The following is a 13,482-nucleotide window of genomic DNA, read 5'->3' as shown; positions in this document are numbered from 1 at the left end:
TCATGGTTAATCCCGCGTAAAATCGCCGCACCGCTAATCGCTGGCTAGTTTCCGGCTTTTCGGCCACATGTGCGCGATGACCACATCCCCGCCGTCCCCCCGGCTGAACGCGCTCGCCACCGCGGTGCCGGGCCACGACATCCACCAGGCCTTTATCGACTGGGCGACCCCGCGGCTGGCAGACGAGCGCGTCCGCGCCGTCTTTTCGCGGATGACCGCGCGGTCGGGGATCGAGCATCGCTGGTCGGTGCTGCCCCCCACATCCGACGGTGGATCGCCGGTCGCGTCGGGCGGCTTCTACGACGTCGCCGGGCTGCCGCCGACGTCGGCGCGGATGCACGCCTATGCCGACCATGCCCCCGAGCTCGCGATGGAGGCGATTGCCGCGCTGGGCGACGCGTTCGATGCGGCGCGGATCACCCATATCGTCGTCGCGAGTTGCACCGGCTTTGTCGCGCCAGGGATCGACCAGATCCTCGCGCGGCAGCTCGGCCTCGCGCCGACGGTCGAGCGGGTGCTGATCGGCTTCATGGGCTGCTACGCCGGGGTCACCGCGCTGCGCACCGCGCGGCATATCGTGCGGTCGGAGCCGCAATCGGTCGTGCTGGTGGTCAGCGTCGAATTGTCGACCCTTCACCTGCAACTCGAAGACACGCCCGAGCCGTTGCTCGCGATGCTCCAGTTCAGCGACGGCGCCGCGGCGGCAATCGTGTCCGCCGATCCCGTCGGTTTCGCATTGGGCGAGGGCGCCAGCCTGGCATTGGAGGACAGCGCCGACCTGATCCGCTGGGACATCGGCGATACCGGCTTTGCCATGCAATTGTCGGGCGAAGTGCCGGGGCGGCTTCGCGATGCGCTGTCGGCGCCCGAAGTTCGCAACAAGTTGTTCGGCGCCGGGGATCCGCCGCCGCTGCTCGCGGTCCATGCCGGCGGGCGTTCGGTACTCGACGCGGTCGAGGCGGCGCTTGGCGTCCCGGCGGCGGCGCTCGCCGACAGCCGCGCGGTGCTCGCGCGCTTTGGCAATATGTCGTCGGCGACGATATTGTTCGTGCTCGCCGACATGATGGCACGCGGGGCGACGGGCGAGGGGCTGGCGATCGCTTTCGGCCCGGGCCTTGCCGCCGAAGCGATCCGCTTCACAGCATGAACCCCTTCACCAGCCTTCACGCGCCGATCGACGCGGAGGAGGAGATGGACGCTGTAGAGCTGGCGCCCGCGCGCTACGCCCGGGTGCTCGCCGACCTGTCGCGGATCAACGCGCTGACGCTGGCGGCGCGGCCTACGCTGGGGTTTCTGGACCGCGTTGCCGCGCGCGGGGTCGGGACAAGGCCGTGGCGGATTCTCGATGTCGGTTTCGGCAGCGGCGACATGCTGGCGCGGATCGCCCGCTGGGGGAGCAAGCGCGGGGTCGCGCTCGATCTGGTCGGGGTCGATCTCAACCCGAAAAGCGCCCCGGTGGCCGAGGCGCGGCTGGGCCTGCGCGCCCAGCTGATCACCGGCGATTACCGCGATCTGGCGGGGCAGGGGTGGGACATCATCCTTTCCAGCCTCGTCACCCATCATATGACGCCCGCCCAGCGCGCCGAATTCCTGCACTTCATGGACGCACAGAGCGCGCGCGGCTGGCTGGTCAACGACCTCCACCGCCAACGCCTGCCCTTTGCCGGTTATCCGCTGCTCGCGGCGCTCGCGCAGGTCGATCCGATCGTTCGCCGCGACGGCCAGCTGTCGGTCGGACGCAGCTTTCGCCGCGCCGAATGGCAGGCGATGCTGGCTGACGCTTTGCCCGAAACCGCCGCGCACGCGCGCGTCTTTCGTAGCTTTCCCTATCGCCTTTGCGTCGAGCGGATCAGGTGACAGACGCCATCGTCATCGGCGCTGGACCCGCGGGTGCCGCCGCGGCAATCGGACTGGCGCGCGCTGGCGCCGCCGTACAGTTACTCGAGAGGACGCGCGAAACCGGCGACGCGCTGTGCGGCGGTTTCCTGAGCTGGCATTCGCTGGCGCGGCTCGATGCGCTGGGGATCGATCGCGCCGCGCTCGGCGGGCAGGCGGTCACGGGGGTGCGGCTGTTTGCCGGGTCGCGCCGCAGCGAGACGGACCTTCCACAAGCCGCATTGGGGGTGTCGCGTCGCCGCCTCGACACCGTCCTGCAGGCGGCGGCGGTCGCCGCGGGGGCCGATATGCGGCGCGGCGTTCATGCGACAATGATCGACGGCCAGACCGTGCAGACGCGCGACGGCGCGACCCTTGCGGCGCCGTCGCTGTTCCTGGCGTCGGGCAAGCATGGCTTTCGCGGGCAGGCGCGCGAACCCGAGGCATGGCAGCAACATGACCCCGTCATGGGCTTGCGGCTGCGGCTGCCGCCGCACCCTACGCTCGATCGCCTGATCGGCGACGCGGTCGAACTGCACCTGTTCGACCGCGGCTATGCCGGGCTGGTGCGGCAGGAGGACGGCAGCGCCAATCTATGCCTCGCCACCCACAAATCGCGGCTCGACGCGGCGGGCGGCGATCCCGCCACGCTGCTTCGGGCACTCGGCGCCGCGCATCCGCACCTTGGCGAGCGGCTCGCCTTCGCCGACTGGTCGCGGTCGATCGATGCGATCGGCCACGTCCCCTATGGCTGGAGCAGCGCCGATACCGCGCCCGGACTGTTCCGACTCGGTGATCAGGCGGGGGTGATCCCCAGCCTCGCGGGCGAGGGCATGGGGCTGGCGCTTGCCAGCGGCGACGCGGCGGCGGCGGCGTGGCGGCGCGGCGGCAGCGATGCCGCCCCCGCGTTCCAACAAGCGCTTGCGGCGCGCCTGCGGCGGCCCTTCGCCATCGCGAGCGCCGTCTGGCGGCTCGGCGAAAGCCCCCGGACCGCGGGCGGTTTGACATCGCTCGCGACCGCCTTTCCTTCGCTGGTGCGCGCGGCCTCGCGCGCGACGCGCATTGGCGACGGCTGAGCAGCTCCCCCTTGCGGGATCGCGGGTTCGACACGATATTGCGGGCGAACCGCGATGCCGCCCAAGACTGGCTCGCACCAAGGAGAAATCCGCCATGACCGACCACAGACCCCTCGACCCGATGGCGCATCATGTGCTGCGCGAGGGCGGCACCGAACGCGCCTTCACCGGCAAATATACCGACCACAAGGGCGACGGCCTGTATCGCTGCGCCGGATGCGGCGAGCCCTTGTTCGACAGCCGCACCAAATATGACAGCGGCTCGGGCTGGCCGAGCTATACTGCACCCGCCGAAAACGACGCGGTGACCGAACTGACCGACACCAGCCACGGTATGGTCCGTACCGAGGTGCGCTGCGCCAAATGCGACGGCCATCTCGGCCATGTCTTTCCCGATGGCCCCGGCCCGACGGGGCTGCGCTATTGCATCAACAGCGCGGCGCTTGACTTCGCCGAGCGCGGGCCGGATGAGGCTGAGACCGGCAAAGGCTGAAACGCTACCACCGGACTGAGAGATCAGGGGCGAAGCGAGGGAAGGAATACGGGCTTTGCGCCGCGAAAGAGAGCAGGCTTCGTCGAAGAAATCGCCATCGTCCACTAGCCGGAGCGGCACGTCCGACGCCGCGCCGTCGCGCTTTCGCGTCTGGGTGCGCCGCATTTTCCGCTGGGGGCTCGGGCTTGCGGTGGTCGGCCTCGTCGCGCTGGCGGTTGCCGTCGGCATCGCGGTGCAGCGGATGCCGAGCTTCGAAGAGCTCAAGAAATCGCCCGCCGGGCAAACGATCCGCGTCCGCGCCGCCGACGGCACAGTGTTCCTGTCGCTCGGCCCCAATTATGGCCGCTGGCTGACGCTGCGCGAAACGCCGCAGGTGATGCAGGATGCGATGGTTGCGGTCGAGGACCGGCGCTTTCGCTATCACCCCGGGCTCGATCCCGTCGGGATGGCGCGCGCCGCGGTCGTCGCGGTACAGAATCGCGGCAGCGGGCGGCGCCTGCAGGGCGCCTCGACGATCACCCAGCAGCTGGCGCGCAACATCTTTCTGTCGAACAGCTATGATTTCAAGCGCAAGGCGCGCGAAATGATCCTCGCGCTCGCGCTCGAATGGAAATTTTCGAAGGACGAGATCCTCGAACTCTATCTGAACAAGGTCTATTTTGGCGGCGGCAGCTATGGCATCGATGCCGCATCGCGCCGTTTCTTTGGCCATAGCGCGACCGAAATGTCGCTGTCCGAGGCCGCCGTCGTCGCCGGGCTGGTGAAGGCGCCGTCGCGCTATTCGCCGACCGCCGACGCCTCCGCTGCGCTCGGCCGCGCCGGGGTCGTGCTGAGCGTGATGGTCGACGCCGGGGTGATCACCCAGAGCCAGGCCGACAGTGCCAAACCCGCCGACGTCCAGCTGGCGCAGGAAACCGGGCAGAACAGCGCGCGCTATTTCAGCGACTGGGCGCTGCCGCAGCTCGACATGCTGATCGACGAAGGCAGCGAGGCGCTCGACGTTTACACCACGATCGACCTCAATATGCAGCGCGCGGCGACCGCGGCGATCCAGGCCAATACGCCGCGCGGGGTTCAGGGGGCGCTGGTCTCGCTCGACCGCGACGGCGCGGTGCGCGCGATGGTCGGCGGCACCGATTATGTGACGTCGAACTATAATCGCGCGACGCAGGCGCTGCGCCAGCCGGGATCGGCGTGGAAGCTGTTCGTGTATATGGCGGCGTTGGAGGCCGGGTATAAGGTCGACGACCCGGTGGTCGACGAGCCGGTGACGATCAACGGCTGGTCGCCGCGCAACTCGTCGGGACGTTTCGCCGGCCCGATGGATCTGCGCAGCGCCTTTGCCTATTCGGTGAACACCGTCGCGGCGAAGCTCGGCGACGAGATCGGCTTTTCCGCCGTCGCCAACATGGCGCGCCGGTTCGGCATCACCACCCCGGTCAACACCCACCCGTCGATGGTGCTGGGCAGCGCCGAGGTGCGGGTGATCGACATGGCCGCCGCCTTTGCCGCGGTGTCGCGCGGCGGCATTTCGGTCGAACCCTATGCGATCACCAAGGTCACGACCGCCGACGGCCGCCTGCTCTATCAGCGTCCCGCGGAGCGCGGGCAGGTGCTGGTCGATAATTGGGTCGCCGCGGGGATCACCGACCTGCTGCAGACCGCGGTCAACACCGGCACCGGTCGCGCCGCGCAGATCGGCCGCCCCGTCGCGGGCAAGACCGGCACGACGTCGAGCAACAAGGACGGCTGGTTCCTGGGCTTTTCGAGCGGGCTGACCACCGGCGTATGGATGGGCCGCGACGATGCGAAGGCGGTCGGCGGATTGCAAGGCGGGCGCGCGCCCGCGCAGGCCTTTGCCGATTATATGCGTGTCGCGGTGGCGCGGCGCCCGGTCGAGGCGTTCGACACCGAAGTCGTGCTGCCCGAATGGCAGCTAGAGGACGAGGACGAGGCCTATATGGGCGAGCCCGGCGAAGGCGGGCTGGTCGATGAAAATGGCATGCCGATCGAGCTGCCCTATGACATGCGCCCGCCCGAAGGCGCTGCACCCGCGCCCGCGCCCGAAGACGGCCCGGTGCTCGATCAGCAGTGGATCGAGGAGCAGACCGGGCGGCGCGGCCCCGGCGAGCCCGGCGCGGCGCCCAAAAATGGCGCGGTGCCCAAGGGGCAACCGCCGGCGACCAAGGCACCCGCGCAGCGACCGCCACCCGCCGAGTTCAACTAAGTTCTAGGCCGCAAAGCGGTAGCGGTGCAGGCTGCGCCCTTCGCGGCGCAGCCAGCCGCGGGCGGCGGCAACATCACCGTCGTGCAGCTCGTCGACCAGCGCATGGAAGGCAGGGCCATGGTCCATGTGTTCGAGATGCGCGACCTCGTGCGCGACGGTTGCGCGGCGGACATGGTCGGGCGCCATGACCAGCCGCCAGCTATAACGCAGATCGCCGCCCGAGGTGCAGCTCCCCCAGCGGCTCTGCGGATCGCCGACCCCGACACGGCCAACCGCCAGCCCCGCCCGCGCGGCGATGTCGCGGCTTTCGCGGTCGAGCAGGTCGAGCGCCTGCGCTTTCAACCAGCGTTCGACGCGGCGACCGACGGTTTCGGCGGGACCGCCGACGTGGAGGGCATCGGGCGTCATTGCGATTGCACGCGGCGCCGCGGGCAGCCATTCGATCCGGCGATCGATACCCCGGAACGGCACCGAAGCGCCAGGACCGACGATCACCGGCAGCGCCGCCTTGCCCACCTGTTCGGCCAGCCACGCCTGCTGCTCGCTCGCCCATTTCAGCGCCGCGCGGATATTTGTCCGCCGCGGCACGGTCAGCCGCAACTGGCCGCGCGCCGCGTCGAAAACCAGGCGGTAGCGCCGCGATTGCGCGTGCTGGACGACACGCACCGGCCAGGCGTCGTCGCCGACCTGAATGTAGGGCGCGTCGGCGCGCGAATTAAACCACGCGTTCGACAAGATGATTTTCCAGCGGTCCCGCGACATTCTCGCTGACCGTCCAGCCGGCGATCGACTGCCCGGCGCGGTGCACCGCGTCGCGGTCGCCGCACACCAGATAATGCCATGCGGGCAGCGGCTCGCCTTCGGCGCGCAGGCGATAGGCGCAGCTTTGCGGCAACCATTCGATGGTCCCAACCTTCGCCTTGGTCAGCGTCAGGCAATCGGGCACATGGCGGCGGCGATGCTTGTAGTCGCCGCACCGCGCGGTGGTCAGGTCGAGCAGGCGGCACGCGACATTGGTCGGATAGATACGCCCCGTATCTTCATCCTCGATCTTGTGCAGGCAGCATTTGCCGCACCCGTCGCACAGCGCCTCCCACTGCCCCGCGTCGAGACTGGCGAGCGGCGCTTCCCAAAAGGGGGGCGGCGCCGCATCCGCGGTCATTTGACCCACTTCGCCAGATCGGCGGCAACCGCTGCGGGCGCGCCTTCATCGGCATCGGTCGACGGATCGTCGAGCGGCAGCAGCGCCAGCGGCTTGCCCGCGGGGTCCATCAGGAAGGCGAGCTGGCTGTGCGCCATCAAATAGCGGTCGGGGGCCGAACCATCGACCTTGTTATAGGTGACGACAAAGGCCTTCGCGACCGCGGCAATCTGTTCGGGGGTGCCGGTGAGGCCAAGCAGGCGCGGATGATAGCGCGCCACGAACGGCTTCAGCGCTTCGGGGGTATCGCGCGCCGGATCGACGGTGATGAACAGCGGCGCGACCTTGGCCCCGCGCGCGGCGTCGGCCTTTTCGAAAGCGGCCAGCCCGCGCATCAGCTTTTGCAGGTCGACCGGGCAGATGTCGGGGCAAAAGCTGTAGCCGAAATAGACGAGGCGGTATTTGCCCGCAAAATCGCTGTCGCGGACCGTTTTGCCATTCTGGTCGGTGAGCGTGAAGGGCCCGCCGATCCGCGCCCCTTCGAGCGGCGGGGTCGTGGGCGGCGCATCGACGGGACCGCCGCATCCGGCCAGCATGGCGCCGAAAGCGACGATCAGGCTTGCACGGACAAGCTTTTGTCCCATATTCGCAATATTCATCATGCGGCCAGCCTTGGTCGGCTAGGCCGCGAAAATCAACTATTGTCGTCGCGATGTCGCGCCGATGCTTGCCAAGGGTCACCCCGATCATGTTCCGACGCGCGGAGTTCCGCCTCGCCGCCCTGTCTCTCGCGCTCGTCGCCACGACCGGCTTGCTCCATGGCCCGGCGCAAGCGCAGTTCCGCGGCGGCTACGCCTTTTTGCAGGCGGTCGAAAACCGCGACGGGACCAAGGCGACCGAAGCGCTGAAAGACGATGCGACGTTGATCAACACGCGCAATGCCGACACCGGCGAGACCGCGCTGGCGATCGTCGCCAAGCGCCGCGACGCGACCTGGCTGCGTTTTCTGCTCGCCAAGGATGCCGATCCGGCGATCGCCGATCGTCAGGGCATGACCCCGCTGATGCACGCCGCGCTGCTCAACTTCACCGACGGCGCGCAGGACCTGCTGAACGCCAAGGCACCCGTCGATCAGACCAATCGGCGCGGCGAAACCGCGCTGATTCTGGCGGTGCAGACCAAGAATGTCGCCATGGTCCGCCTGTTGGTGCGCAACCGCGCCAACCCCGACAAGGCCGATCATGTTACCGGCATGTCGGCGCGCGACTATGCCAAGCGCGACGACCGCACCGGGCAGTTGACGGCGATTCTCGACGCCAAGTCCGATGGGCCGGTTCGCGATCTGGGGCCGAGCTTCGGTCCGAACTGACGGGTTCAATGTGATTCCCTGATTGACAATCACATTACAGTGTGAGACATCTCAGTCATGTCCACACAGCTAATCGAGCGCATCCGCGCCATCGTCGATGACGGCAGCATGTCGCGGTCGGGCCTTGCCCGCGCGGCGGGGCTGCACGCCAACAGCCTGCGCGACCTCGAATCGCCCGGCTGGAATCCCACCGCCGAAACCTTGCGCAAGCTGGAAAACTGGCTGGCACACGGCAGCGACCTGTCGCCGATGGCGACCCCCGAAGAGATTATCGCCGAAGCGCGCAATGGCCGCATGTTCATCCTGGTCGATGACGAGGACCGCGAGAATGAGGGCGATCTGGTCATTCCGGCACAGATGGCAACTCCCGACGCGGTCAATTTCATGGCGACGCACGGCCGCGGGCTGATCTGCCTGACGCTGACCAAGGCGCGGGTCGACCAGCTCGGCCTTGAACTGATGAGCCGCGCGAACGGCACTCGCCACGAAACCGCCTTCACCACCTCGATCGAAGCGCGCGAGGGGGTCACCACCGGTATCTCCGCCGCCGACCGCGCGCGCACCGTGTCGGTCGCGATCGACGCATCGAAGGGCCGCGACGACATCGTCACCCCCGGCCATGTCTTTCCGCTGATCGCGCGCGACGGCGGCGTGCTGGTGCGCGCCGGGCATACTGAGGCGTCGGTCGACATCGCGCGGCTCGCCGGGCTCAATCCGTCGGGGGTGATCTGCGAGATCATGAATGACGATGGCTCGATGGCGCGGCTCGACGACCTCATTCCTTTCGCGCGGCGCCACGGGCTGAAGATCGGGACGATCGCCGACCTGATCGCGTACCGCCACCGTAACGACCGGCTGGTCGAATGCGTCGCCGACGAGCCCTTCGAATCGGATTATGGCGGCGACTGGCGGCTGAAATCCTATCGCAACAAGATCGACGGCAGCGTCAATCTGGTGCTGCAAAAGGGTGCGGTCGATCCCGCCGGGGTGACGCTGGTCCGTATGCACCCGGTGTCGATCTTCGACGACATCATGGGGCGTCCGGGGCCGAAAAAGCGGCGCCTGCAACGCTCGATGGAGGCAATCGGCGAAGCCGGATCGGGCCTGATCGTCATGCTGATGCGCCCACTGCCCGGATCGGCCGAAGCCGAAGCGACCCCGCCGCCGACCGGCGGCATGGACCTTCGCACCTATGGCATCGGCGCGCAGATTCTCGCCGACCTCGGCGTCCACGCGATGGAATTGCTGACCCCGTCGCACAATAATCTTGTCGGGCTGGAGGGCTATGGCCTGTCGGTCGTCGGCGAACGCTCGATCCCCGGAGAAGCATGACATGGCGCACGTCCTGATCGTCGAAGCCCGTTTCTATTCGCACCTCAACGACATGCTGCTGGACGGCGTGCGCAGCGCGCTCGAAGCCGAAGGGCATAGCCATGAAACGGTCACCGTGCCCGGCGCGCTCGAAATCCCCGCGGCAATTTCGCTCGCCGCCGATACCGGCCGCTTCGAAGCCTATGTCGCGCTCGGCGTGGTCATCCGCGGCGAAACCTATCATTTCGAGGTCGTGTCGAACGAGAGCGCACGCGGTATCATGGCGCTGACCCTCGACGGGCTGGCGATCGGCAACTGCATTTTGACCGTCGAAAATGAAGAACAGGCGCTTGCGCGCGCCGACAAGACGCGCAAGGATAAGGGCGGCGAAGCAGCGAAGGCCGCGCTCGCCATGCTCGCGCTGAAGGAACAATTCGGCATTGGTTGATCGCCCGCCCCCCAGCCGTCTTTCTGTCGTCGAGCGCGGCGGACGGCTGGTGGTGATCGACCGGGAAACGGGCCAGACGCCGCTGACCGCGGCGCAGCGCATGGAAATTCATGACCGCGCGTTGGGGATCGAACCGATCCGTCCCGAACCGCGGACCAGTGCGCCCGACCTGTCGGCAGCAGCCCGCGCCGAATCGGGACTGAGCGCGCGGCCCGCGCCGATGCAGCATCAAGCGGCGCCGGTTGATGGCGGCAAGCCGCGGGTCGCGGCGGCGATTGCCAAACGCGGCAAAGGGCCATGGGCATCCGAACCGGGCGACCGACCGCGCCTGAAAACCAGCGCCACTGCCGCACCCGCCCGAACGCCCAACCGGCCGGTACCACCAAGCGGTGTGCGCAAGACGATCGTGACCGGCAAATGGTGGGATGCCAAAGGACCGCGCACGATCGAGCTGGGGCCGAAGGGTCAACAGGCGCTGAGCGGCGGTTTTCTGACGCTGTTCGTTATCGCGGTGATCGCCGCGATCGTCGCGCTTTTTGTCGAACCGCTGCTGCTGTTCGTCGGCGGCTTTCTGCTGTTCCGTTTCGGCAGCAACATCCTGGGCCCGCTGGGCGCCGGGATCATCGACAAGGCGGTTGCGGAGAGAAATTGATCGTCGCCCCCGCGGAGGCGGGGGCCGTGTGAGCCTCATTCCGCCTCGTTGCGAAAACCGATAGCGGCCCCCGCCTCCGCGGGGCGACGATGTAAATTATGCGTCCACCAACGCCGGATAGTCGGTGTACCCTTCGGCGCCCGGCGAATACCAGGTCTGCGGGTTATCGGCGGCCCATGCGGCGCCGCTCTTGATCCGCTCGACCAGATCGGGGTTGCTGATGAACGGACGGCCAAAGGCGATCGCGTCGGCTACGCCGCTCGCCAGCGCCGCTTCGGCCTTCGCCACATCATAGTCGCTGTTGAGGATCAGCGGGCCTTTGAACGCCTTGCGGATCGCGGGCGACTGCTTCGGTACGTCGGTGTTGCCGAACGTCCCGTCGGGGCCGGGTTCGCGCAGTTCGAGGAAACCGATGCCAAGCGCGTCGAGCGCGGCGGCGGCGGCGGGGAACAGCTTTTCCGGCGCGCTGTCGTCGACGCCCTGCGTTTCGCCGTTGGGCGACAGGCGCACCGACACACGGTCAGCACCCCAGACGCCGGTCAGCGCTTCGGTCACTTCGCGCAGCAGGCGGATGCGGTTTTCGACCGGGCCGCCATAATCATCGTCGCGCAGGTTCGAATTGTCGCGCAAAAACTGATCGATCAGATAGCCGTTGGCGCCGTGCAGCTGAACGCCGTCAAACCCCGCTTTCTTGGCATTTTCGGCGGCGTGGACATAATCGGCGATCACGCGGGGGATCTCGTTTAATTCCAGCGGACGCGCAACTTCCAGGTCGCGGCGACCGACCGGGGTGTGCGCGCGCCCGGCGCCGACGGTGGCCGAAGCCGACACCGGCGGCTTGCCGTCGTTGAAAACCGAATGGACGAGGCGGCCCATATGCCACAGCTGCGCGATGATCCGCCCGCCCGCGGCATGGACGGCATCGGTTACCGGCTTCCACCCTTCGACCTGCGCGTCGGTCCATAGCCCCGGCGCCGACGGCCAGCCAAGGCCTTCCTGCGAAATGCCGGTCGCTTCCGAAATGATCAGTCCGGCCGAGGCGCGCTGGCGATAATATTCGACCGCCAGCTCGCCCGGGACAAAGCCCGGCCCGGCGCGGCCGCGGGTCAGCGGCGCCATGATGATGCGGTTCGGCGCCTCGATGGCGCCCAGCTTGATCGGGTCGAAAAGCGATACGGCCATAAATCCTCCACGTTCCAAATTTCCGGCGACGACCGATCGGGGCGCCGCTATGGCCCGCAAAGCTATGGACGCTGCGGTGCCTGCACAATGGTCAGTATCAAAAGAAAATCTAAATGACAGCCAAGATCGAAAGCCTCGACCCAGACGAACGCCCGATCCCGGTCGCCGGACGCTGGGCATTTCTGGCGCTGCTGGCGGGCAATATCGCGCTGTCGATTGGTGCGCTGCTGGTGCGCCTCGCCGACACCGGGCCAACCGCCTCGGCCTTCTGGCGCATGGCGATCGCCTTGCCTTTCCTGCTCGCGCTGGCGTGGCGCGAGAGCGGCGGGCGCATGCCGCCGCGCAATGCCATCGTCGTTGCGAGCGCTGCGGGCATTTTTTTCGCGCTCGACCTCGTCGCCTGGCACATCGGCATCCTGCAGACCAAGGTCGCCAATGCGACGCTGTTCGGTAATTGTGCTAGCTTGCTGCTCGTGATCTGGGGCATCTTCCTCGCGCGCAGCTGGCCGCGCGGGTGGCAGGCGCTGGCGATCCTGCTCGCCTTTGCCGGATCGGCGCTGCTCATGGGGCAGAGCTACGAATTGTCGCCCGCCTATCTGGTCGGCGACCTGCTCAGCCTGCTCGCGGGGGTGCTCTACACGGTTTATGTCATCCTGATGCAGCGCGTGCGCGGCACGCTCGAACCCTGGACCGCGCTCGCGATTTCGTCGGTGGTGTGCGTGCCGATCCTGTTCGGCACGGCCTTCGGTCTGGGCGAGGCGATCATGCCGCAGAACTGGACCCCGCTGATCCTGCTCGCGCTGACCAGCCAGATCATCGGGCAAGGGCTGATGACCTGGTCACTGCCGCGCTTCTCGCCGCTGGTGATCGGACTGACCCTGCTCGTCCAGCCCGCAGTGGCCGCGCTCGCGGGCTGGCTAGCATTCGGCGAACTGCTCGGCCCGATCGACATTTTCGGCGGCATGATGGTCGGCGCGGCGCTGGTGCTGATCCGGTTGCCGAACCGCCGCGCGGCGCCTATCTGATGCCTATGGCTTCGATCCTTCCCGCCGATCCGACCCTCGACGAGATTCGCGCCGCGCTCGCGCCGCTGATCGCGTCGTCGGCGGCGTTCGACGGCTTCAGCGCTGCGGCGCTCGCCGACGCCGCGCGCCGCGCCGCGGTCGACCCCGACGTCGCCCGCCTCGCCTTTCCCGGCGGCGGGCGCGACATGGTCGATGCGTGGTTCGCCGACATCGATGCACGCATGGCGGCGAAATGGCCCGCCGACAGGCTGGCCACGCTCAAGATTCGCGAGCGCATCACGGCGCTGGTCGAAACGCGCCTTGACCTGCTCGCGCCCGACCGCGAATCGCTGCGCCGTGCGCTCGCGCTGCTGGCGCTCCCCACCAACGTGCCGTTCGCGGCCAGGCTCGGCTGGCGCAGTGCCGACGCGATGTGGCGGCTCGCGGGCGACACCGCGACCGACTATAATCACTACAGCAAGCGCGCGATCCTCGGCGCGGTCTATGCCTCGACGATGGCGGTGTTCCTGAACGACGAGAGCGATGGTTACGCCGACACCCGCGCCTTCCTCGCGCGCCGGATCGCCCAGGTGATGCGCTTCGAAAGCTGGAAATACCGCCGCGCATCGCGCAGCACCGAACGCCCCAGCCTTGCGCGCTTTGTCGGGCGGCTGCGCTATCCGGGGCGATAGCGACACGATAAA

General features: G+C 67.9%; 15 protein-coding genes. 11 read left to right on the top strand and 4 right to left on the bottom strand.

What is annotated here, in order from left to right; translation table 11 throughout:
• Positions 1-67: 67 nt before the first annotated feature.
• The 5 genes from G9408_RS15465 to G9408_RS15445 all read left to right on the top strand — a co-directional run bounded on the left by G9408_RS15465 (position 68) and on the right by G9408_RS15445 (position 5,671).
• Positions 68-1,147 carry a type III polyketide synthase gene (locus G9408_RS15465; protein ID WP_168454817.1) on the top strand — a complete coding sequence of 360 codons (1,080 nt, stop codon included), beginning with the start codon at positions 68-70 and terminating at the stop codon, positions 1,145-1,147.
• Positions 1,144-1,857, top strand: a complete 714-nt coding sequence (locus tag G9408_RS15460) for a methyltransferase domain-containing protein (RefSeq protein WP_235957859.1) — start codon at positions 1,144-1,146, stop codon at positions 1,855-1,857. The genes G9408_RS15465 and G9408_RS15460 overlap by 4 nt, the downstream gene beginning before the upstream one ends.
• Entirely contained in the window at positions 1,854-2,951 is a 1,098-nt protein-coding gene (locus tag G9408_RS15455; RefSeq protein WP_168454816.1) for an NAD(P)/FAD-dependent oxidoreductase, read from the top strand. The genes G9408_RS15460 and G9408_RS15455 overlap by 4 nt, the downstream gene beginning before the upstream one ends.
• A 94-nt stretch (positions 2,952-3,045) precedes the next feature.
• Positions 3,046-3,444, top strand: a complete 399-nt coding sequence (msrB, locus tag G9408_RS15450; protein ID WP_168454815.1) for a peptide-methionine (R)-S-oxide reductase MsrB — start codon at positions 3,046-3,048, stop codon at positions 3,442-3,444.
• A 55-nt stretch (positions 3,445-3,499) separates the two neighbouring features.
• On the top strand, positions 3,500-5,671 hold the full coding sequence (locus G9408_RS15445) for a transglycosylase domain-containing protein (protein ID WP_168454814.1): 2,172 nt from the start codon (positions 3,500-3,502) through the stop codon (positions 5,669-5,671).
• A gap of 3 nt (positions 5,672-5,674) precedes the next feature.
• On the opposite strand, the gene G9408_RS15440 is transcribed toward G9408_RS15445, so the two are convergent.
• From G9408_RS15440 to G9408_RS15430, 3 genes are read right to left on the bottom strand one after another with little or no spacing between them, the layout of a single operon-like run.
• The gene (locus G9408_RS15440) at positions 5,675-6,433 is read right to left on the bottom strand and encodes a M48 family metallopeptidase (RefSeq protein WP_168454813.1); all 759 of its coding nucleotides are present in this window, start codon (positions 6,431-6,433) and stop codon (positions 5,675-5,677) included.
• A complete protein-coding gene (locus G9408_RS15435) occupies positions 6,387-6,833 on the bottom strand; it encodes a YcgN family cysteine cluster protein (protein ID WP_168454812.1) in 447 nt (148 codons plus the stop codon). Before G9408_RS15435 ends, G9408_RS15440 begins: the two co-directional genes overlap by 47 nt.
• Positions 6,830-7,474, bottom strand: coding sequence for an SCO family protein (locus tag G9408_RS15430; RefSeq protein ID WP_210423396.1), 645 nt, complete (start codon positions 7,472-7,474; stop codon positions 6,830-6,832). The genes G9408_RS15435 and G9408_RS15430 overlap by 4 nt, the downstream gene beginning before the upstream one ends.
• 86 nt (positions 7,475-7,560) lie before the next feature.
• On the opposite strand from G9408_RS15430, the gene G9408_RS15425 reads away from it, so the two are divergent.
• The 4 genes from G9408_RS15425 to G9408_RS15410 are packed head-to-tail and all read left to right on the top strand — an operon-like array spanning position 7,561 to position 10,592.
• On the top strand, positions 7,561-8,181 hold the full coding sequence (locus tag G9408_RS15425) for an ankyrin repeat domain-containing protein (RefSeq protein ID WP_168454811.1): 621 nt from the start codon (positions 7,561-7,563) through the stop codon (positions 8,179-8,181).
• A gap of 57 nt (positions 8,182-8,238) precedes the next feature.
• Positions 8,239-9,513: a 3,4-dihydroxy-2-butanone-4-phosphate synthase gene (ribB, locus tag G9408_RS15420; RefSeq protein ID WP_120218367.1), complete on the top strand. Its 1,275-nt coding sequence runs from the start codon at positions 8,239-8,241 to the stop codon at positions 9,511-9,513.
• Between the two features lies 1 nt (position 9,514).
• Positions 9,515-9,940: a 6,7-dimethyl-8-ribityllumazine synthase gene (gene ribH / locus G9408_RS15415; protein ID WP_168454810.1), complete on the top strand. Its 426-nt coding sequence runs from the start codon at positions 9,515-9,517 to the stop codon at positions 9,938-9,940.
• Entirely contained in the window at positions 9,933-10,592 is a 660-nt protein-coding gene (locus tag G9408_RS15410) for a hypothetical protein (RefSeq protein ID WP_168454809.1), read from the top strand. The genes ribH and G9408_RS15410 overlap by 8 nt, the downstream gene beginning before the upstream one ends.
• A gap of 96 nt (positions 10,593-10,688) precedes the next feature.
• Here G9408_RS15410 and G9408_RS15405 read toward each other — a convergent pair whose 3' ends face one another.
• Entirely contained in the window at positions 10,689-11,774 is a 1,086-nt protein-coding gene (locus G9408_RS15405; RefSeq protein ID WP_168454808.1) for an alkene reductase, read from the bottom strand.
• A 113-nt stretch (positions 11,775-11,887) separates the two neighbouring features.
• Here G9408_RS15405 and G9408_RS15400 point away from each other — a divergent pair, with 113 nt between their 5' ends.
• Together G9408_RS15400 and G9408_RS15395 are read left to right on the top strand one after the other, a co-directional pair.
• Positions 11,888-12,799: a DMT family transporter gene (locus G9408_RS15400; protein WP_168454807.1), complete on the top strand. Its 912-nt coding sequence runs from the start codon at positions 11,888-11,890 to the stop codon at positions 12,797-12,799.
• Positions 12,799-13,470, top strand: coding sequence for a COQ9 family protein (locus tag G9408_RS15395; RefSeq protein ID WP_168454806.1), 672 nt, complete (start codon positions 12,799-12,801; stop codon positions 13,468-13,470). The genes G9408_RS15400 and G9408_RS15395 overlap by 1 nt, the downstream gene beginning before the upstream one ends.
• Positions 13,471-13,482 lie beyond the last annotated feature (12 nt).

Origin of the sequence: Sphingopyxis microcysteis (assembly GCF_012274265.1) — a bacterium.
Lineage (GTDB): Bacteria > Pseudomonadota > Alphaproteobacteria > Sphingomonadales > Sphingomonadaceae > Sphingopyxis > Sphingopyxis microcysteis.
Note: the sequence above shows the minus strand (reverse complement) of the source record. Positions and strands in the feature narration are given on the sequence as shown.

What these genes read in the sequence shown, in the direction of transcription:
- G9408_RS15465 (WP_168454817.1), top strand. Translation starts at nt 68, where the DNA reads ATGTGCGCGATGACCACATCCCCGCCGTCCCCCCGGCTGAACGCGCTC.
- G9408_RS15460 (WP_235957859.1), top strand. Translation starts at nt 1,144, where the DNA reads ATGAACCCCTTCACCAGCCTTCACGCGCCGATCGACGCGGAGGAGGAG.
- msrB (WP_168454815.1), top strand. Translation starts at nt 3,046, where the DNA reads ATGACCGACCACAGACCCCTCGACCCGATGGCGCATCATGTGCTGCGC.
- G9408_RS15440 (WP_168454813.1), bottom strand. Translation starts at nt 6,433, where the DNA reads ATGTCGCGGGACCGCTGGAAAATCATCTTGTCGAACGCGTGGTTTAAT.
- G9408_RS15435 (WP_168454812.1), bottom strand. Translation starts at nt 6,833, where the DNA reads ATGACCGCGGATGCGGCGCCGCCCCCCTTTTGGGAAGCGCCGCTCGCC.
- G9408_RS15430 (WP_210423396.1), bottom strand. Translation starts at nt 7,474, where the DNA reads ATGATGAATATTGCGAATATGGGACAAAAGCTTGTCCGTGCAAGCCTG.
- G9408_RS15425 (WP_168454811.1), top strand. Translation starts at nt 7,561, where the DNA reads ATGTTCCGACGCGCGGAGTTCCGCCTCGCCGCCCTGTCTCTCGCGCTC.
- ribB (WP_120218367.1), top strand. Translation starts at nt 8,239, where the DNA reads ATGTCCACACAGCTAATCGAGCGCATCCGCGCCATCGTCGATGACGGC.
- ribH (WP_168454810.1), top strand. Translation starts at nt 9,515, where the DNA reads ATGGCGCACGTCCTGATCGTCGAAGCCCGTTTCTATTCGCACCTCAAC.
- G9408_RS15405 (WP_168454808.1), bottom strand. Translation starts at nt 11,774, where the DNA reads ATGGCCGTATCGCTTTTCGACCCGATCAAGCTGGGCGCCATCGAGGCG.
- G9408_RS15400 (WP_168454807.1), top strand. Translation starts at nt 11,888, where the DNA reads ATGACAGCCAAGATCGAAAGCCTCGACCCAGACGAACGCCCGATCCCG.
- G9408_RS15395 (WP_168454806.1), top strand. Translation starts at nt 12,799, where the DNA reads ATGCCTATGGCTTCGATCCTTCCCGCCGATCCGACCCTCGACGAGATT.